General features: G+C 67.6%; 18 protein-coding genes. 8 read left to right on the forward strand and 10 right to left on the reverse strand.

Annotation, left to right across the window (positions count from 1 at the left end):
- Positions 1 to 108: 108 nt before the first annotated feature.
- The 8 genes from ssuD to PIN01S_RS25675 form a co-directional block, all read right to left on the reverse strand.
- Complete coding sequence (gene ssuD / locus PIN01S_RS25640) at positions 109 to 1,257, reverse strand: FMNH2-dependent alkanesulfonate monooxygenase (protein WP_084339747.1); 1,149 nt, start codon at positions 1,255 to 1,257, stop codon at positions 109 to 111.
- A gap of 19 nt (positions 1,258 to 1,276) precedes the next feature.
- Entirely contained in the window at positions 1,277 to 2,251 is a 975-nt protein-coding gene (locus PIN01S_RS25645) for a sulfonate ABC transporter substrate-binding protein (RefSeq protein WP_084339748.1), read from the reverse strand.
- A 125-nt stretch (positions 2,252 to 2,376) separates the two neighbouring features.
- A complete protein-coding gene (gene ssuE / locus PIN01S_RS25650) occupies positions 2,377 to 2,970 on the reverse strand; it encodes an NADPH-dependent FMN reductase (RefSeq protein ID WP_084339749.1) in 594 nt (197 codons plus the stop codon).
- 9 nt (positions 2,971 to 2,979) lie between these two features.
- Positions 2,980 to 3,618, reverse strand: coding sequence for a peroxiredoxin (locus PIN01S_RS25655; RefSeq protein WP_084339750.1), 639 nt, complete (start codon positions 3,616 to 3,618; stop codon positions 2,980 to 2,982).
- A gap of 146 nt (positions 3,619 to 3,764) precedes the next feature.
- Entirely contained in the window at positions 3,765 to 5,846 is a 2,082-nt protein-coding gene (locus PIN01S_RS25660; RefSeq protein ID WP_342029070.1) for a copper-transporting P-type ATPase, read from the reverse strand.
- A 92-nt stretch (positions 5,847 to 5,938) separates the two neighbouring features.
- The gene (locus PIN01S_RS25665) at positions 5,939 to 6,157 is read right to left on the reverse strand and encodes a DUF2933 domain-containing protein (RefSeq protein ID WP_084339751.1); all 219 of its coding nucleotides are present in this window, start codon (positions 6,155 to 6,157) and stop codon (positions 5,939 to 5,941) included.
- Positions 6,158 to 6,230: 73 nt separating this feature from the next.
- Complete coding sequence (locus tag PIN01S_RS25670) at positions 6,231 to 6,638, reverse strand: hypothetical protein (protein ID WP_084339763.1); 408 nt, start codon at positions 6,636 to 6,638, stop codon at positions 6,231 to 6,233.
- A gap of 100 nt (positions 6,639 to 6,738) precedes the next feature.
- Positions 6,739 to 7,128, reverse strand: coding sequence for a hypothetical protein (locus PIN01S_RS25675; protein ID WP_084339752.1), 390 nt, complete (start codon positions 7,126 to 7,128; stop codon positions 6,739 to 6,741).
- Between the two features lie 187 nt (positions 7,129 to 7,315).
- Between PIN01S_RS25675 and PIN01S_RS25680 the strand changes: the two genes are divergently transcribed.
- The gene (locus PIN01S_RS25680; protein WP_084339753.1) at positions 7,316 to 7,639 is read left to right on the forward strand and encodes an EthD family reductase; all 324 of its coding nucleotides are present in this window, start codon (positions 7,316 to 7,318) and stop codon (positions 7,637 to 7,639) included.
- A gap of 76 nt (positions 7,640 to 7,715) precedes the next feature.
- Here PIN01S_RS25680 and PIN01S_RS25685 read toward each other — a convergent pair whose 3' ends face one another.
- Positions 7,716 to 9,587, reverse strand: coding sequence for a sigma-54-dependent Fis family transcriptional regulator (locus PIN01S_RS25685; RefSeq protein ID WP_084339754.1), 1,872 nt, complete (start codon positions 9,585 to 9,587; stop codon positions 7,716 to 7,718).
- A gap of 330 nt (positions 9,588 to 9,917) precedes the next feature.
- Here PIN01S_RS25685 and PIN01S_RS25690 point away from each other — a divergent pair, with 330 nt between their 5' ends.
- From PIN01S_RS25690 to PIN01S_RS25720, 7 genes are all read left to right on the forward strand, one after another.
- Positions 9,918 to 11,018, forward strand: coding sequence for an ATP-NAD kinase family protein (locus PIN01S_RS25690; RefSeq protein ID WP_084339764.1), 1,101 nt, complete (start codon positions 9,918 to 9,920; stop codon positions 11,016 to 11,018).
- Entirely contained in the window at positions 10,996 to 11,973 is a 978-nt protein-coding gene (locus PIN01S_RS25695) for a thiamine pyrophosphate-dependent dehydrogenase E1 component subunit alpha (protein WP_084339755.1), read from the forward strand. Before PIN01S_RS25690 ends, PIN01S_RS25695 begins: the two co-directional genes overlap by 23 nt.
- A 30-nt stretch (positions 11,974 to 12,003) precedes the next feature.
- Entirely contained in the window at positions 12,004 to 13,023 is a 1,020-nt protein-coding gene (locus PIN01S_RS25700; RefSeq protein WP_084339756.1) for an alpha-ketoacid dehydrogenase subunit beta, read from the forward strand.
- Positions 13,020 to 14,132, forward strand: coding sequence for an acetoin dehydrogenase dihydrolipoyllysine-residue acetyltransferase subunit (locus PIN01S_RS25705; protein WP_084339757.1), 1,113 nt, complete (start codon positions 13,020 to 13,022; stop codon positions 14,130 to 14,132). The genes PIN01S_RS25700 and PIN01S_RS25705 overlap by 4 nt, the downstream gene beginning before the upstream one ends.
- Positions 14,133 to 14,217: 85 nt before the next feature.
- On the forward strand, positions 14,218 to 15,282 hold the full coding sequence (locus PIN01S_RS25710; protein ID WP_244506041.1) for a 2,3-butanediol dehydrogenase: 1,065 nt from the start codon (positions 14,218 to 14,220) through the stop codon (positions 15,280 to 15,282).
- Positions 15,283 to 15,642: 360 nt separating this feature from the next.
- On the forward strand, positions 15,643 to 15,852 hold the full coding sequence (locus PIN01S_RS25715; protein ID WP_084339759.1) for a DUF3079 domain-containing protein: 210 nt from the start codon (positions 15,643 to 15,645) through the stop codon (positions 15,850 to 15,852).
- A gap of 31 nt (positions 15,853 to 15,883) precedes the next feature.
- Complete coding sequence (locus tag PIN01S_RS25720) at positions 15,884 to 17,221, forward strand: ferredoxin reductase family protein (protein ID WP_084339760.1); 1,338 nt, start codon at positions 15,884 to 15,886, stop codon at positions 17,219 to 17,221.
- A gap of 52 nt (positions 17,222 to 17,273) precedes the next feature.
- On the opposite strand, the gene PIN01S_RS25725 is transcribed toward PIN01S_RS25720, so the two are convergent.
- Entirely contained in the window at positions 17,274 to 18,077 is an 804-nt protein-coding gene (locus PIN01S_RS25725) for a PA3715 family protein (protein WP_084339761.1), read from the reverse strand.
- Positions 18,078 to 18,148: the final 71 nt, after the last annotated feature.

Raw genomic sequence — 18,148 nt, forward strand, 5'->3', positions numbered from 1 at the left:
AAGAGGGGGGGCGCGCGGGGCTTGATTCTGGTTGAGATGCTTGGGAGAGCGCGGCCCACTGCTCCTCACTCCTCACTCCTCACTCCTCACTCCTCACTCCCCACCCCTTCAACTCGCCGCCGCCGTCTTGGGCAGGATGTCGTTGGCGACCATCTCGCCGAACGGGCTGACGTAGCCACGTGCCGGTGCTTGGCCGGGCTGGGCCAGGTCCAGGTGTGGGAACAGCAGTTCGGCGACGCGGTAGGCTTCTTCCAGGTGCGGGTAGCCGGAGAAGATGAAGGTGTCGATGCCCAGGTCGGCGTATTCGCGGACGCGTTCGGCCACGGTCGCCCCTGAGCCGACCAGGGCGGTGCCGGCGCCGCCGCGTACCAGGCCGACGCCGGCCCAGAGGTTGGGGGCGACTTCCAGTTTGTCGCGCTTGCCGTTGTGCAGCGCGGCCATGCGCCGCTGGCCCACCGAGTCGAAGCGTGCGAGGGAGGCCTGGGCGCGGGCGATGGTGTCGTCGTCCAGGTGGCTGATCAGGCGATCCGCGGCCCGCCAGGCTTCTTCGTCGGTTTCCCGGACGATGACGTGCAGGCGAATGCCGAAGCGCACCTGGCGGCCCTGGGCGGCAGCTTTCTCGCGTACCTGGGCGATCTTCTCGGCGACCGCGACCGGTGGTTCGCCCCAGGTCAGGTACAGCTCCACCTGCTCGGCGGCGAGGTCCTGCGCCGCGTCCGAGGAGCCGCCGAAGTACAGGGGCGGGCGCGGTTGCTGGATCGGTGGGTAAAGCAGCTTGGCACCCTTCACCCGGAGGTGCTTGCCGGCGTAATCCACCACCTCGCCCTCCAGCACGCGGCGCCAGATGCGGGTGAACTCCACCGAGGCTTCATAGCGCTCGGCGTGGGACAGGTCGAGGCCGTCTCCGGCCAGTTCGTCCGGGTCGCCACCGGTGACCAGGTTGAACAGCGCCCGGCCATTGGACAGCCGGTCCAGGGTTGCTGCCTGGCGCGCGGCCACGGTGGGCGAGACGACGCCGGGGCGCAGCGCGACCAGGAATTTCAGGCGCTGGGTCACCGGGATCAGCGAGGCGGCGACCAGCCAGGAGTCCTCGCAGGAACGGCCGGTGGGGATCAGCACGCCGCCGAAGCCGAGCCGGTCGGCGGCCTGGGCGATCTGCGAGAGGTAACCGTGGTCGACCGCGCGGGCACCTTCGGCGGTGCCGAGGTAGTGACCGTCGCCATGGGTGGGCAGGAACCAGAACACGTTGAGGCTCATGGGAATTCTCCTTGTTCTCTTAGAGAGCGGTACGCGCGGCGGTGGCCTGGGCCGGGGGCGTCCAGACGCGCTCGGCGATACTCACGGGTTTCGGGATCAGCTTGAGGGTGGCGAAGGTGTCGGCGATGCGCTGTTGCTCGGCGATCACGCGCGTATCGAGGAACCGGGCACCATGGCCCTTGCGCAGCACCGCCTGGCGGGTGATCTCGGTGGACAGTCCGAGCAACGGTGCGACCAGCTCGGTGGCGGCGTCGGGGTTGGCGCGGGTCCACTCGCCGATGGCGCGGATTTCCTCCACCAGCACGGCGATTACCTCGGGGTGGCGTTCGGCATAGGGCCGGGCGGCCAGGTAGAACTGGTGGTTGCTCACCAGTCCGCTGCCGTCGCGCAGGGTACGCGCCTGCAACTGGTGCTCGGCGGCGGCCTGGAACGGGTCCCAGATCACCCAGGCGTCCACGCTGCCGCGTTCGAAGGCGGCGCGGGCGTCGGCAGGCGGCAGGTACACGGGGGTGACGTCACGGATCGACAGGCCGGCGTCTTCCAGCGCGCGGACCAGCAGGTAGTGGACGTTGGAGCCTTTGTTGAGAGCGATCTTCTTGCCCTTCAGCTCGGCCACCGAGCGGAGCGGCGAGTCCTTGGACACGAGGATGGCTTCGCCGCTGGGTGCCGGCGGCTCATAGGCGACGTAGAGCAGGTCCGCCCCCGCCGCCTGGGCAAAGATCGGCGGTGCCTCGCCAGTGGTGCCGAAGTCGATGGAGCCGACGTTCAATCCTTCGAGCAACTGCGGGCCGGCCGGGAACTCGGTCCACTGCACCTCGATGCCCTTGTCGGCGAGACGCTTCTCCAGCGTCCCGCTGGCCTTGAGCAGCACCAGGCTGCCGTATTTCTGGTAGCCGATCCGCAGGGGTTCGGCCTGTGCGTGGGTGAGTGCGCCGAAAGACAGGGCCGCGGCAAACAGGGCGACCAGACTCCGACGCAAAGTGATGGTGCGCATGGCGCCTCTCCTTTGCTGTGTGTCAGGGATTCCTGCTTGCCCGTTGGCGGGCCAGTAAGGCTTTTTCTAGCGGTAAGCCGATGGGCTTTGGCTTGAAGGCTTATAGCTTGCCGCTCGTAGCTGCTTTAAATACTCCAACGGGCCGTTGCCAGCCGTTCGTTCAACAGGTGGGCTTCCAGCGGCCGCGGTCGGCGGGCGAGGGCGGCGAGCAGTTGCTCCGTCGCTTCGTCCAGGCGCGCGCCCAGTTCTTCATCGAAACGCGCCGGCAGGCCGCCGTCCGGGTAGGCGATCTGCCCGTCGGTGGCGAACACGCCGGCGAGCAGCTCCTGGGCCTTGAGTGCCGCCAGCACCGGTTTCAGCGCATAGTCCACCGCCAGCAGATGGGCCTGGCTGCCGGCGCTGGCCAGTGGCAGGACCACCTTGTGCGCCAGGGCGCGTTCCGGCAGCAGATCGAGCAACACCTTGAGCGCGCCGGCGAAGGAGGCCTTGTACACCGGCGTCGAGACCACCAGGCCGTCGGCGCTGGCGATCAACGTCTGCAGATGCTGCACGGCGGGGCTGTCGAAGCGGGCGTGGAGCAGGTCCTCGGCGGAAAAATCGCGGACCCGCAGCAGGCTGGTTTCCACCTGCCGCGCCTCCAGCCGCTCACGCACGCGACCCAGCAGCAACTCGCTGCGCGAGCGCGCCGAGGGGCTGCCGGAAAGCAGGACGACATGCATCGCGGCGCCTCACTTGTTCGGTTGCGGGGTCAGCCGCAGGTAGGGGCGCACGGCGCGGTAGCCTTTGGGGAAGCGCTGGCGGATTTCGTCTTCGTCCTTCAGCGAAGGGATGATCACCACGTCGTCGCCGTCCTGCCAGTTGGCCGGTGTCGCCACCTTGTGCGAGTCGGTGAGTTGCAGTGAATCGATGACCCGCAGGATCTCATGGAAGTTGCGTCCGGTGCTGGCCGGGTAAGTGATGATCAGGCGAATCTTCTTGTTCGGGTCGATGACGAACAGCGAACGCACGGTGAGGGTATCGCTGGCGTTCGGGTGGATCAGGTCGTAAAGGTCGGACACCTTGCGGTCGGCGTCGGCGAGGATCGGGAAGTTGACTGTAGTGCCCTGGGTTTCGTTGATGTCATCGATCCAGCGCACATGCGAGTCCACCGGGTCCACCGAGAGGGCGATGGCCTTGACGTTGCGGGCGGTGAATTCGTCTTTCAGCTTGGCGGTGAAACCCAGCTCGGTGGTGCACACCGGGGTGAAGTCGGCGGGGTGGGAAAACAGCACGCCCCAGCTATCGCCCAGCCACTCATGGAAACGGATCGGGCCCTGGCTGGAATCCTGTTCGAAGTCGGGGGCGGTATCGCCGAGTCTGAGGCTCATGGGGTGCTCCTGCGGTGTGAGTGTGTTGGGAGGGCTCACTATGTACAGGCGCGGTTCAAATTAAAAAGAATAAATATAAATTTATTTATTCTGTTTTGTTATTTAAGTAGGCTTCGTGCTCGTCCTTGAGCACGCGTTCCATTCACTCATTCGATGGTCGCCCGGCGCAGGCGCAGCGCGTTGAACACCACTGAGGCTGAGCTGACGCTCATCGCCAGGGCGGCGATCAGCGGCGACAGCAAGTGCCCGGTCAGCGGGTACAGCAGCCCGGCGGCCAAGGGGATGCCCAGGGTGTTGTAGGCGAAGGCGAAGGTCAGGTTTTGGTGCATGTTGCGTACGGTGGCCACCGACAGGCTGCGGGCGCGCAGGATGCCCAGCAGGTCGCCCTTGACCAGGGTCACCTGGGCGCTGTTCATCGCCACGTCGGTGCCGGTGCCCATGGCGATGCCGACATCGGCTCGGGCCAGGGCGGGGGCGTCGTTGATGCCGTCGCCGGCCATCGCCACGCGGTGTCCGGCTTGTTGCAGGCTGGCCGCGAGGCGCTCCTTGTCCTGCGGCTTGACCTCGCCGTGGACTTCTTCGATGCCGAGCTGGCGGGCGACCGAGCGGGCAGTGGTGAGGCCGTCGCCGGTGGCCATGATCACGCGCACACCATCGGCCTGCAGGCGCTCCACCGCCAGCCGGGAGGTCGGTTTGATCGGGTCGGCCACTGCCAGCAGGCCCGCCAGGCGGCCATCCACCGCCAGGTACATGATGCTGGTGCCGTCGCCGCGCAATTGCTCGGCCCGGGCCTGCAAGGCGTCGGTGGCCACGCCGGCGTCGGCCATCAACGCGGTGTTGCCCAGTTGCAGGCGATGGCCATCGACCTGCCCGCGCACGCCGATGCCGGAGGCGGACTCGAAGTCTTCCGCCGCGCTCAAGGCCAGGCCGGCGCTGCGGGCCCGCTCGACGATGGCGTGGGCCAGCGGGTGTTCGCTGCCCTGGTCGAGGCTGGCGGCGAGGCGCAGCACCTCGTCCTCGCTGAAGCCGGCGACGGCCTCGACGCTGTGGAAGGCCGGGCGGCCCTCGGTGAGGGTGCCGGTCTTGTCGACGATCAGGGTGTCGATCTTGCGCAGGTTCTCGATGGCCGCCGCATCGCGAAACAGCACGCCGCTGCCGGCGGCCTTGCCGGTGGCGACCATCACCGACATCGGCGTGGCCAGGCCGAGGGCGCAGGGGCAGGCGATGATCAGCACCGCCACGGCGTTGATCAGGCCGAACACCCAGCTCGGCTGCGGCCCCCACAGGCCCCAGCCGAAGAAGGTGAGGACGGCGATGGCGATCACCGCCAGGACGAAGTAGCCGGCGATCACATCCGCCAGGCGCTGCATCGGCGCCTTGGAGCGCTGCGCCTGTACCACCATCTGCACGATCTGCGCGAGCATGGTCGCCGAGCCGACCTTCTGCGCCTGCATCACCAGGCTGCCGTGGGTATTGAGGGTGGCGCCGATCAGCGCGTCGCCGGCCCGCTTCATTACCGGCAACGGCTCGCCGGTGAGCATGGATTCGTCCACCGCGCTTTCGCCCTGCAGTACCACGCCATCGACCGGTACCTTCTCGCCGGGGCGTACGCGCAGGGTGTCGCCGCTGTGTACATGGCTCAGTGGAATGTCCTCTTCGCTGCCGTCGGTGGCGATCCGGCGCGCGGTCTTGGGCGCGAGGCCGAGCAGCGAGCGGATGGCGGCCGAGGTCTGCGAGCGGGCCCTGAGTTCGAGCATCTGCCCGAGCAGGGTCAGCGAGATGATCACCGCCGCCGCCTCGTAATACACGCCGATCCGGCCGTCCACTTCGAAAGTGACCGGGAACACGCCGGGCGCCAGGGTTGCGGCGAGGCTGTAGAGGAAGGCGGCGGAGGTACCGAGACCGATCAGCGTCCACATGTTCGGGCTGCGCTGGATGACTGATCGCACACCGCGGACGTAGAACGGCCAGCCGGCCCAGAGCGCCACCGGGGCGGCGATGATCAGCTCGACCCAGTTCTGCGTGGTGCCATGGAACAGGTTCAGGGCGTGTCCGCCCATGGCCAGCAGGGTGACGATCACGGTCAGCGGCAGGGTCCACCAGAAGCGCCGGCTGAAGTCCTTGAGTTCCGGGTTCTCCTCCTGCTCCAGCTCGGGCAGCACCGGTTCCAGGGTCATGCCGCACTTGGGGCAGGTGCCGGGACCGCGCTGGCGGACCTCCGGGTGCATCGGGCAGGTGTATTCGCCTTCGTCGGCTGCCGGGGGCTCGACCACCATCGGAGCGGTTGGCGCGTGGTGGTGATGCTCATGGTTGTGCATGGTCAGTTCCTGTCGCCGTCCTTGGAGTGATGGCCACCATGGGCGTGGCCGAACAGGTGCAGCAGCGGGCACAGCAGCAGAATCAGATAGGGCAGCGCCTGGGACAGATGGCCGTAATGCTCGCGGGCCAGGTAGAACAGGGCGATGACCAGCAGCATGCCCAGCACGATGCCGGGCCGGCTGCGCCAGAACGGTGGGGGCGGGGTGGAGGAAGGGTTCATGGCTGCTCCCGGGCCGGAAAGCCCCGGCCGCCGCGGCGTGCACGCCGCTACGGCCGGGAACTTCCGGCGTGGTTCAAGGGTTGGTCGGCTGCTTCATCATGTCCGACTGTTGATCCATCATCTTCATCATCATGTTCATCATTCCCATGCCGCCGCCCATACCCCCGCTCTTGCCGCCGGACATGCCCATTCCCATACCCATTCCCGGACAATTGTTCTGCAGCATGGTCATGCCTTCCCGCATCGCCTGCATGCCCTCCTGCATCGCGGCCTGGCGCTCGGCCGGCGTCTTGGCGGCGGCGATCCTGTCGTGGATGGCCTGCATTTTCTGCATCTGTTCGGTCATGGCCTGATCCTGCGCGGGGGCGGTGTCGGTCGGTGCCGCCGGAGCCTGTTCGGGGTGGTGTTCGTCGACGGCCAGGGCAAACAGCGGGCTGCCGATCAAGAGGGCGGCGACGAGTGCTTTGACGGGTGCGTTCATGGCGAATCTCCAGAGAGTGAAGGACAGCAAATATCCGGCCGCCTGCATGCAGCGCAGCCGGGTAGGGCGGCCGGAAAATTCCGGCACGCCGGGGAGGGTTTCAATCGTTGAAGCGAACGAAGCGCAGACGGGCAGGGGGCGCCGACGGCGCCGGAAGCTGCAAGGCGAGGAAGGCGAACGGCGAGGTACTGCGCGCGACGATCAGCAGCGCGGGCAGCAACAGTACCGCCCAGAGGGCGTGGCCGAGGGAGAGCAGGGACAGGGAGGACAGCAGCGACACGGAGGTGTCTTCGCAGAATTGCAGGCAACCGCTGGCGTGCGCCGCGTGGCCATGGTCAGGCTCGATGTGCTCGAACAGCGCATGGCTGGCGCCCGGATCATGCGACGGCTGGCTCAGGCAACCCTGGCCCGCGGCCACCGCAAAGGCCAACAGCCAGAGCATCAGGGCCAGGCGTATCAACTGCGGCAGGCGGTTGCGAAACCAGGTCATTCCGCGATTCCTTTTCGACGATGGGTCGAACTTACAGCATGGCTCATCCGGGCCATTGATCCACATCAAGCGTCGATCGGGACTGCGCACTGCGCCATGTTCCGACCGAGGGGCGGAAGCAGTGCTATGGTGACTGGCCGGCCGCTTCGTCGTGTCGGCTCATCGAGGACCTTTCCAAGGAGTAGCCATGATTCGCGTCACCGTCTCCTATGCCGCCCGCGAAGGCGCGCGTTTCGACCACGCTTACTACCAGAACCGGCATGCCGCGCTGATTCGCGAGCACCTCGGTGCGCATGGCCTGCGCCGGCTGGAGATCGACCAGGTGCTGTCCGACGCCGCCGGTAACCCGGCCCCGGTGGTCGCGGCGGCCCACATGCTCTTCGACGACGTTGCCGCGTTCCAGGCGGCGATGACGGCTGGCGGGCAACCGTTGATGGCCGATGTCGCCAATTACACGGATATCCCGCCGCAGATCCTGATCAGCCAGGTCCACGTTGCCTACGAGGGCTGAAGGTGGGCGCGGCTTGCACACCCGTAGTCCGGATTGCGCCAAGGCTGATCCGGGCTACGGAGGTACGGAGCCGTCGTCAGCCGCGCATGTCGATGCCGTAGCGGTGCACCCGGCGATACAGGGTCGCCCGCGAAATGCCCAGCGCCCGCGCCGCGGGAATGGGCTTCCAGCGATGGCGGATGAGGGCATCCAGCAGGGCTTGGCGCTGCGGGTCGTCGCAGACGTCGCCGGGGGCGGTGGGCGGCGTACCGTGGCCGCGCAACTCCGGCGGCAGGTCTTCCAACTGGATCGAGGTGCCGCTGCACAGCGCGCAGGCGTAGCGCAGCACGTGGCGTAGCTGGCGCACGTTGCCCGGCCAGCGGTAGCCGAGCAGGCATTCGAGGGCGGCGGCGCTGAGGCCGACGCGCACGCCGCAGCGCGCTGCTTCCTCGTCCAGCAGGCGGGTGATCAGGGCCAGCCGGTCGCTGCGTTCGCGCAACGGCGGCAATTGAAAGCAGGCGCCGCCGAGGCGGAAGTAAAGGTCTTCGCGGAATTCTCCGGCCGCCACCAGGGCCGCCAGGTCGCGGTGGGTGGCGCAGATCACCTGGATGTCCACGCTCTCCCGGCGCGACGCGCCCAGGGGCGCCACTTCGCCTTCGGCCAGCACGCGCAGCAGGCGGGTTTGCAGGCCGAGGGGCATGTCGCCGATCTCGTCGAGGAACAGTGTCCCGCCGTCGGCCTGTTGCAGCAGCCCGCGCATGCCCTTGCTGGAGGCGCCGGTGAAGGCACCGGCGACGTAGCCGAACAGTTCGCTCTCGATCAGGCTCTCCGGGATCGCGGCGCAATTCAGTGCGACGAAGGGCTGGTCGCGGCGGGCACTGGCTTGGTGGAGCTGACGGGCGAAGACTTCCTTGCCGACGCCGGTCTCGCCCTGAATCAGCACCGGCAGGTGGCGGTCCTTGACCCGCACCGCCAGCCGCAGGCTCTCGGCGATGCGCGGGTCCAGCTCGGCGGCTTCGGTGTCAGGCCGCCGCACCGTCCGGCTGGTCCGGCGCGGTGCGCTCAGGCGTACGTGCAGTTCGGCGTCGGCGCCACGCCCGCGGAGGATGCGCGGTGCTTCGTCGGCGGCGGCGTGCAGCGTGTCCAGGTCGAACACTTCGCCGATATGTTCCGGTACCTGGCCGAGCCGCTGTTGCAGGTAGCGCCGGGCCGCCGGGTTGAGCGCCCGCAGGCGGCCGTCGTCGTCCCAGGCGAAGAGAAAGTCGGGCTGGCTGTCCACGTAGCCCGGCGCACTGTGCGCCCGCAGCACCCAATGACCCTGGGCGCTGTGCATGAAGTAGGCGTTTTCGATCTGCCGCGCGCTCTGCGCCACCATCTGACGGATCAGGTGCTGGCTGCGGCGGTCGTCGGGGGAGCGCACGGCGGAGACGTCGAGCACGCCGAGCAGTTCGCCCTGCGGGTCGAACACCGGCGCGGCGGAGCAGGTGAGGTCGATGAAGGCGGCGCGGAAGTGATCGCGCTTGTGCACCGTCACCGGTACGCCGCCGACCAGCACGGCGGCGACGCCGCAGGTACCTTCCTCGCCCTCCGACCAACAGGTGCCGAGGTACAGGCCGGCCTTGCGGCAGTCGTTGCGGATCGCCGATTCGACGCGGTAGTCGATGGTCTGCCCGTGGGCATCGGTGAGCAGCACGCAATAGTCGGCGCCGCGGACCTGACCGTGCAGGCGGGCGACTTCCTCGCTGGCGATGCGCAGGAACAGCTCGGAGCGCTCCCGGCATTCGTTGAGCTGGGGCTGGGACAGGATGCGCGGCCCCTGCAGGGAGCCGGGGTCCAGGCGGTACTGCTCCATCGAGCGGCGCCAGGAGTCGAGGATCAGCGACGGCACCGGCGCTTCGGGCAGCCGGGCGGCGTTCTTCAACACGCGGCTGACGCAATCCACGTGGGCTTTCGAGTGTGCGGAAAGCATGGGCCTCCCTCTCTGCATCTTGTTCTTGTGCGCTCATTAAGCGCCGTCCCCGGCGCTCGGACAAGCGCGGCGTGGCTGAACGGCACGGATGAGACGCTGCGTCTCAGTGTCTCGCCTGGCGGCCCGGCAAAGTGAAATGCGGCGTCTCATCCGGCGCCTTCGCCCATCTTCCTGCCAATCCAGCGGAGCCGCTCTGCCATGGGGATTTGCGGCGAAGTTGGTGCGATCTGGCACCGGCCTTGCTCAAGCCCTCCCGACACCGGCGCCAGTGAGCGTCGGACCTCCGAACAAGAACAAGAGAGGTGTGGCATGGCCGAGCGTTCGCCCGCCATGAGCCGTATTCCGCTGACCGTCGGGATCATCGCCAACCCGGCTTCCGGGCGCGACCTGCGCCGCCTGACCGCCAAGGCCGGACTGTTTTCCAGCACCGACAAGGCGGCGGTGGTACAGCGCCTGCTCGGCGCCTTCGGTGCCACCGGCATCGAACGGGTGCTGATGCCGCCGGACATGACCGGCATCGCCGCCGCCGTGCTCAAGGCCCGCGACAGCCGCCAGGCGCGAGGGCACTGGCCGGAGGTCGAGTTCCTGGATATCCCGCTGCGCCAGAGCGTCGAGGACACCCGTCTGGCGGCGCGCCGGATGGCCGAACGGGGCGTCGCGCTGATCGCCGTGCTCGGCGGCGACGGTACGCACAAGGCGGTGGCCGCCGAGGTCGGCGACATCCCGCTGCTGACCCTTTCCACCGGCACCAACAATGCCTTCCCCGAATTGCGCGAGGCCACCAGCGCCGGACTGGCTGGCGGGCTCTGCGCCAGCGGCCGCATCCCGCCCGAGATCGGCCTGCGCCGCAACAAGCGCCTGCTGGTACGCGAGCCCCAGCGGGGGCTGTGCGAGTGGGCTCTGGTGGATGTCGCGGTATCGCCGCTGCCATTCATCGGTGCCCGTGCCATCAGCCGCGCGGAGGACCTGGCGGAAGTCTTCGTGACCTTCGCCGAGCCCTGGGCCATCGGCCTGTCGGCACTCTGCGGGCTGTGGTTCCCGGTGTCGCGCCAGGCTCCGGGCGGAGCCTGGATGCGCCTGCACCCCGAGGCCAGCGAAGCGCTGCTGGCGCCGCTTGCCCCCGGCCTGCTGGAGGGCTGCGGCGTGGTCGCGGCGGGGCCGCTGGAGCCCGGCGTGCCGCGTTCGCTGGCGCTCGGCTGCGGAACCCTGGCGCTGGATGGCGAGCGCGAGATCGAGTTCGGCCCGGCCGACCGCCCCACCGTCACCCTGGATGCCTATGGCCCGCTGAGCATCGACGTCGAGGCGGCCCTGGCCTACGCGGCGCGCCATCGCCTTTTGCGTGTCGGCCGCGATCACCCGCAACACCCCGTCAACCGTTTCCCTGAAGACAACCCCGGAGAAAAACAAGATGTCCACTCACCTGTCCGCTGACCAGTTGCTGCATGCCTACCGGGTCATGCGTACCATCCGTGCCTTCGAAGAACGGCTCCACGTGGAGTTCGCCACCGGCGAGATTCCCGGATTCGTCCACCTCTACGCCGGCGAGGAGGCATCCGCCGCCGGCGTCATGGCGCACCTCACCGACGAGGATTGCATCGCCTCCACCCACCGCGGCCATGGCCACTGCATCGCCAAGGGTGTGGACGTACACGGGATGATGGCCGAGATCTATGGCAAGAAGACCGGCGTCTGCCAGGGCAAGGGCGGCTCCATGCACATCGCCGACCTGGAGAAGGGCATGCTCGGCGCCAACGGTATCGTCGGTGCCGGCGCTCCGCTCGCCGCCGGTGCCGCGCTGGCTGCCAAGCTCAAGGGCAGCCGGGGCGTGGCGGTGGCCTTCTTCGGCGACGGCGGCTCCAACGAGGGCGCGGTGTTCGAGGCGATGAACCTGGCCTCGGTATGGAACCTGCCGTGCATCTTCGTCGCCGAGAACAACGGCTATGCCGAGGCTACCGCCTCGAACTGGTCGGTGGCCTGCGACCACATCGCCGACCGCGCCGCCGGCTTCGGCATGCCCGGCGTGACGGTGGACGGCTTCGACTTCTTCGCCGTCCACGAGGCGGCCGGCGCCGCCATCGAGCGCGCCCGGGCCGGCGAGGGGCCGTCGCTGATCGAAGTGAAGCTGACCCGCTACTACGGCCACTTCGAAGGCGATGCCCAGACCTACCGCGATCCCGACGAGGTGAAGCACTACCGCGAGCAGCGCGACTGCCTGATGCAGTTCCGCGAGCGCACCACCCGTGCCGGCCTGCTCGACGCCGCCCAACTGGACCGCATCGACAACGAGGTGGAGGCGCAGATCGACGACGCGGTGCGCCGCGCCAAGACCGACCCGAAACCGCAGCCGGCCGACCTGCTGACCGATGTGTACGTGGCCTATCCCTGATCACCGAACGAATAGCGAAGGACAATCATCATGGCGAGAAAAATCAGCTACCAGCAGGCGATCAACGAGGCCCTGGCCCAGGAAATGCGCCGCGACAGCAGCGTTTTCATCATGGGCGAAGACAACGCCGGCGGCGCCGGTGCGCCGGGCGAGCAGGACGCCTGGGGCGGCGTGCTGGGCGTGACCAAGGGGCTCTACCACCAGTTCCCCGGCCGGGTGCTGGACACCCCGTTGTCCGAGGTGGGCTACGTCGGTGCCGCCGTCGGTGCGGCGACCCAGGGCATGCGTCCGGTGTGCGAACTCATGTTCGTCGACTTCGCCGGCTGCTGCCTGGACCAGATCCTCAACCAGGCGGCCAAGTTCCGCTACATGTTCGGCGGCAAGGCGGTCACCCCGCTGGTGCTGCGCACCATGGTCGGCGCCGGCCTGCGCGCCGCCGCCCAGCACTCGCAGATGCTCACCGCGCTGTGGACGCACATCCCTGGTCTGAAGGTGGTCTGCCCGTCGTCGCCCTACGATGCCAAGGGCCTGCTGATCCAGGCGATCCGCGACAACGACCCGGTGATCTTCTGCGAGCACAAGCTGCTCTACGGCATGCAGGGCGAGGTGCCGGAAGAGCTCTACACGGTGCCCTTCGGCGAGGCGAATTTCCTCCGCGAAGGCGATGACATGACGCTGGTCACCTACGGCCGGATGGTCCACGTGGCCATGGAAGCGGCCGGCCGCCTGGCGCGCGAGGGCATCGACTGCGAAGTGCTGGACCTGCGCACCACCAGCCCGCTGGACGAAGACAGCATCCTGGAAAGCGTGGAGAAGACCGGCCACCTGGTGGTGATCGACGAAGCCAACCCGCGCTGCTCCATGGCCACCGACATCGCCGCCCTGGTGGCGCGCAATGCCTTCGGTGCGCTGCGTGCCCCCATCGGCCTGGTCACCGCGCCGCACACGCCGGTGCCGTTCTCCGATGCGCTGGAAGACCTGTACATCCCCGATGCGGCGAAGATCGAAGCCGAAGTGCGCCGGGTGATCGAAGGGAGGAAGGTGGCATGAGCCAGATCCATACCCTGACCATGCCCAAGTGGGGCTTGTCCATGACCGAGGGCCGGGTGGACGCCTGGCTGAAGAACGAGGGCGATCTCATCGAGAAGGGCGAGGACGTGCTCGACGTCGAGACCGACAAGATTTCCAGCAGCGTCGAGGCGCCATTCTCCGGCGTGCTGCGGCGCAAGGTGGCCCGTGAGGACGAGACCCTGCCGGTGGGCGCGCTGCTGGCGGTGGTGGTGGAAGGCGAGGTGAGCGATGCCGAGATCGACGCGGTGGTCGAGCGCTTCCAGGCCGAATTCGTGCCTGGTGGCGAGGAGGGCGAAGAGGCCGGCCCGGCGCCGCGCAAGGTGGAGCTGGACGGCCGCAGCATTCGCTTCTTCGACCGCGGCGAGGGCGGTACGCCGCTGGTGCTGGTGCACGGTTTCGGCGGCGACCTGAACAACTGGCTGTTCAACCACGAGGCGCTGGCCGCCGAGCGCCGGGTGATCGCCCTCGACCTGCCGGGGCATGGCGAGTCGACGAAGACACTGGAACAGGGCGATCTGGACGAACTGAGCCGCACCGTGCTGGCGCTGCTCGACCACCTGGACATCGAGCGCGCCCACCTCGCCGGGCATTCCATGGGCGGCGCCGTCTCGCTGAACGCCGCGCGCCTGGCACCGCAGCGGGTGCGCTCGCTGGTGCTGATCGCCAGTGCCGGCCTGGGCCCGGAAATCAATGGCGCCTACCTGCAGGGCTTCGTCGAGGCGGCCAACCGCAACGCGCTGAAACCGCAACTGGCGCAACTCTTCTCCGATCCGGCGCTGGTCACCCGGCAGATGCTGGAAGACATGCTCAAGTACAAGCGCCTCGAAGGTGTCGATACCGCCTTGCGCCAACTGACTGCCGAACTGTTCGCCGAGGGTCGCCAGCGCATCGACCTGCGCCCGGTGGTGGAGCAGGGCGAGCGCCCGGTGCTGGTGGTCTGGGGCGCCGACGACGCCATCATCCCGGCCCGCCACGCGGAGGGGTTGCCGGCGCAGGTGGAGATTCTCCCCGGCCAGGCGCACATGGTGCAGATGGAGGCGGCGGAGCGGGTCAACGGCCTGGTCCAGGCGTTTCTCCAGGCGCAATGAAGGGAATGCCCCGGCCGCCTGGTGGCCGGGGTTTGGTCAGCTTGAGTGGAGATGAGTCATGACAGCTTCTATCGATACCGCCAGCATGCGTGCGGCGGTCTGGCACGGCCGTAACGACATCCGCGTGGAAAACGTCCCGCTGCCGGGCGACCCGCCGCCCGGTTGGGTGCAGATCCGTGTGCACTGGTGCGGTATCTGCGGTTCGGACCTGCACGAATACCTCGCCGGGCCGGTGTTCATTCCAGTGGAGGCGCCGCACCCGCTCACCGGCATCAAGGGTCAGTGCATCCTCGGCCACGAGTTCTGTGGCGAGATCGCCCGGCTCGGCGACGGCGTGCAGGGCTTCGCCGTGGGCGAGCGGGTCGCTGCCGATGCCTGCCAGCATTGCGGCACCTGCTACTACTGCACCCATGGCCTGTACAACCTCTGCGAGAACCTGGCCTTCACCGGCCTGATGAACAATGGCGCCTTTGCCGAATGGGTGAACGTGCCGGCCAACCTGCTCTACAAGCTGCCGGCGGACTTCCCCAGCGAGGCCGGCGCGTTGATCGAGCCGCTGGCGGTGGGCATGCATGCGGTGAAGAAGGCCGGCAGCCTGCTCGGGCGCAATGTGGTGGTGGTCGGCGCCGGTACCATCGGGCTGTGCACCATCATGTGTGCCAAGGCGGCCGGCGCGGCACAGGTGATCGCCCTGGAAATGTCCTCGGCGCGCAAGGCCAAGGCGAAGGAGGTGGGTGTCAGCCACGTGCTCGACCCCAACGAGTGTGACGTCCTCGCCGAAATCCGCGCGCTCACCGGCGGGCTGGGAGCGGACGTCAGCTTCGAGTGCATCGGCAACAAGCGCACCGCCAAGCTGGCCATCGACACCATCCGCAAGGCCGGCACCTGCGTGCTGGTGGGCATCTTCGAAGAACCCAGCGAGTTCAACTTCTTCGAACTGGTGGCCACCGAAAAACAGGTGATCGGCGCGCTGGCCTACAACGGCGAATTCGCCGACGTGATCGCCTTCATCGCCGACGGCCGCCTGGACATCGCCCCCCTGGTCACCGGCCGCATCGGTCTGGAGCAGATCGTCAGCCAGGGTTTCGAGGAACTGGTGCACAACAAGGAACACAACGTGAAGATCATCGTCTCGCCCACCGGCACCTGAGCGGACCGAGGTGAGCGTTTGCCCGGTGCCCCGACCGGGCTTTTTTATGGGTGTACCGGCGAAGCCGCGGGCGAATCGATTCGCCCATCGACACACCTGCATGATCACGATCAAGGCTGGACCTATGCGTCAGAAAACAAACGGTGAATTCAGGGTAAGTCATTGATCGCCCTGAAACATTTCTCCACGCGACGAACGTCTCCGAGACAGATAGACTGCGCGCGCTGGATGGACTGTCGCACTGCCACGGATGGCGCGGCGACGGTTCTACGCCATCTCCCTCGGAGTTGAGCGAGGTCAAGGCCGTTCCTGACCCGTCGGTCTATGGTGGGTCTACCTCTACCCAAGGGAGGGCCCGACATGGCGAAGAAATTTCCCCTCAACCCCAGCCACCCCGAGCGCATCTGTTGGGGCTGCGACCGCTACTGCCCGACCAGCGACCTTGCCTGCGGCAACGGCACCACCCGTACCATGCACCCGGCGGAAATGATGGGCGAGGACTGGTACCAGTTCGGCGACTGGGGCATCGAAGTGATCGAGGTGAAGGAAGAAGAACCGAACCAAGCGTGACGTATCCCGACGGTCTCTTCCGGCATCTCGCATGAAAAACATCAAGATCGCCCTGTGGGCACTGTTGATCGGCATGACGCTGTTCTGGGCGCTCGCCGATACCTTCCTGCCGCAACCGCTGACCTACTTCTCCCTGCGCCATGTGCTGGTGCAGTACACCGGCGTCATGGCCATGGCGGCGATGAGCGTGGCCATGCTGCTGGCCGTCCGTCCCCGCATGCCCGAGCGCTGGCTGGGCGGCCTGGACAAGATGTACCGGCTGCACAAGTGGCTCGGCATCGGCGCACTGGTGTTCGGCACCGTCCATTGGCTATGGGCCCAGGGCACCAAATGGGCGGTGGGCTGGGGCTGGCTGACCCGTCCGGCGCGCGGGCAGGGCGGTGGGCAAAGCCTGGGTACCCTGGAGCAGCTATTGCGTAGCCAGCGCGGGCTGGCCGAGACGCTCGGCGAATGGGCGTTCTATGTCATGGCGCTGCTGCTCGTACTGGCCCTGGCCAAGCGCTTTCCCTACCACTGGTTCGCCAAGACGCACAGGCTGCTGGCCGCGCTCTACCTCGTGCTGGTGTTCCACTCTGTGGTGCTGATCGAGGTCGACTACTGGACCCAGCCGGTCGGCCTGCTCATGGCGCTGCTGATGCTCGGCGGCAGCCTCGCGGCATTCCGGTCGCTGGCCAAGGGCATCGGCGCCGGACGCAAGGTGAAGGGCGCGATCCGCTCGCTGATCCACTACCCGGAGCTGGATGTACTGGAAACCTGCATCGACCTGCAACCGGGTTGGGCGGGACACCAGGCCGGGCAGTTCGCCTTCGTGACCTCTTCCCGGCGCGAAGGCGCGCACCCGTACACCATCGCTTCGGCCTGGGATGCCCGGCAGCCGCGGATCACCTTCATCACCAAGGCGCTTGGCGACCATACCCGTCGCCTGCCGCATACCCTCGAGGTGGGTTCCGTCGTGACGGTGGAGGGACCCTATGGCTGCTTCACCTTCGAGGACCGCAAGGCGCGGCAGATATGGATCGGCGCCGGCATCGGCATCACGCCCTTCGTCGCACGTATGAAGCAACTCGCCCGAACGCCGGACCGCCAGCACCTCATCGACCTGTTCCATCCCACCGGGCAGTATTCGCCCGAGGCGATCGGCAAACTGCGCGCCGATGCGGAGGCGGCCGGGGTCAGGCTGCACCTGCTGATCGCCGACCAGAATGGCCGCCTCAGCGGCGAGCGGCTCCGCGAGGAACTGCCGGACTGGCGCGACGCGAGCTTCTGGTTCTGCGGCCCGCCCGGCTTCGGCACAGCGCTGCGTGACGATCTGGTGGACCATGGCCTGGACCCGGCGGACTTCCACCAGGAGCTGTTTCAGCTTCGCTGAGTGCGCAAGGCCGGCTCGTTCAGAAAGCCGAGCACGGCTGCCAGGAATTCACTTACTGCCGTTGCCAGAAATTGGAAAATTCCTCGAACGGATAGCGGGTGCCGTCATAGCGAACCGTCTCGCTGACGGTGCGCAGCACATTACCGCCTTCGAAATCGTTGCGTACCCGCGAGGTCACGATCAGGTCCGCGTAGCCGTTGGAGCGGTTCGGGCCGATACCGAGAGTGAGGCGCGAGACCTCCATCTCGAAACCGCTGTCCGAAACGCAGGATGTGCCTTTCACCGTCGTCCACTGGCTGAGGTAGGTGGAAAACACTGGGCGCAATTGGCCGGCGTCGGGCACCACCAGAGTGAGCAGATCGTCAAACCCCCCGTCCGGGCAACTGGCGCCACGGGCGACGCTGCGGAACACCACACCGAACGCCCGCACGCCGGGAGCCAGGTGATAGCGCGCGGTATCCAGCCACAGGCTGCCGCTATCGACCTCAGTGGCTGCATCCTCCTCCAGGCGCGTCTCGTAGCGCTCCCGGAGCATGCCGGACACCCCTTCCACCTTGCTCAGTAGCAGGCGAGGAGAGCGCTCGCCGGGTGGCGCATCGTCCGTCGAATCGAGATAGGCGACCGCCACGACGGTCTGCGCCGGGTCGTCCGGCCAGCGCTTGCAGGCCGCGGCGATGACCCGGCCTTCCGACTCGCCAGGTACGTTCCACCCCTCCTGGCCCAGTTGCCTGCCGAGGGAGTGAAGCAACTCTCCGCTGCACGGCTGGGCATCTTTGGCCCAGGCTGGCTGACTCAGGCTGGCGCAGGCGAGTACGAAAACGGATATCCAGGTGGGGAGCCGGTGGGAACGGTCCATGTTTGTCATTCCTGATGCGGGAGGAGGGGGCAATTATGGTGGCTGGAGTCCTGAGCGGGCTAGTTGAGGCG

The sequence above is a fragment of the Pseudomonas indica NBRC 103045 genome (genome assembly GCF_002091635.1).
GTDB classification, from domain to species: domain Bacteria; phylum Pseudomonadota; class Gammaproteobacteria; order Pseudomonadales; family Pseudomonadaceae; genus Pseudomonas_M; species Pseudomonas_M indica.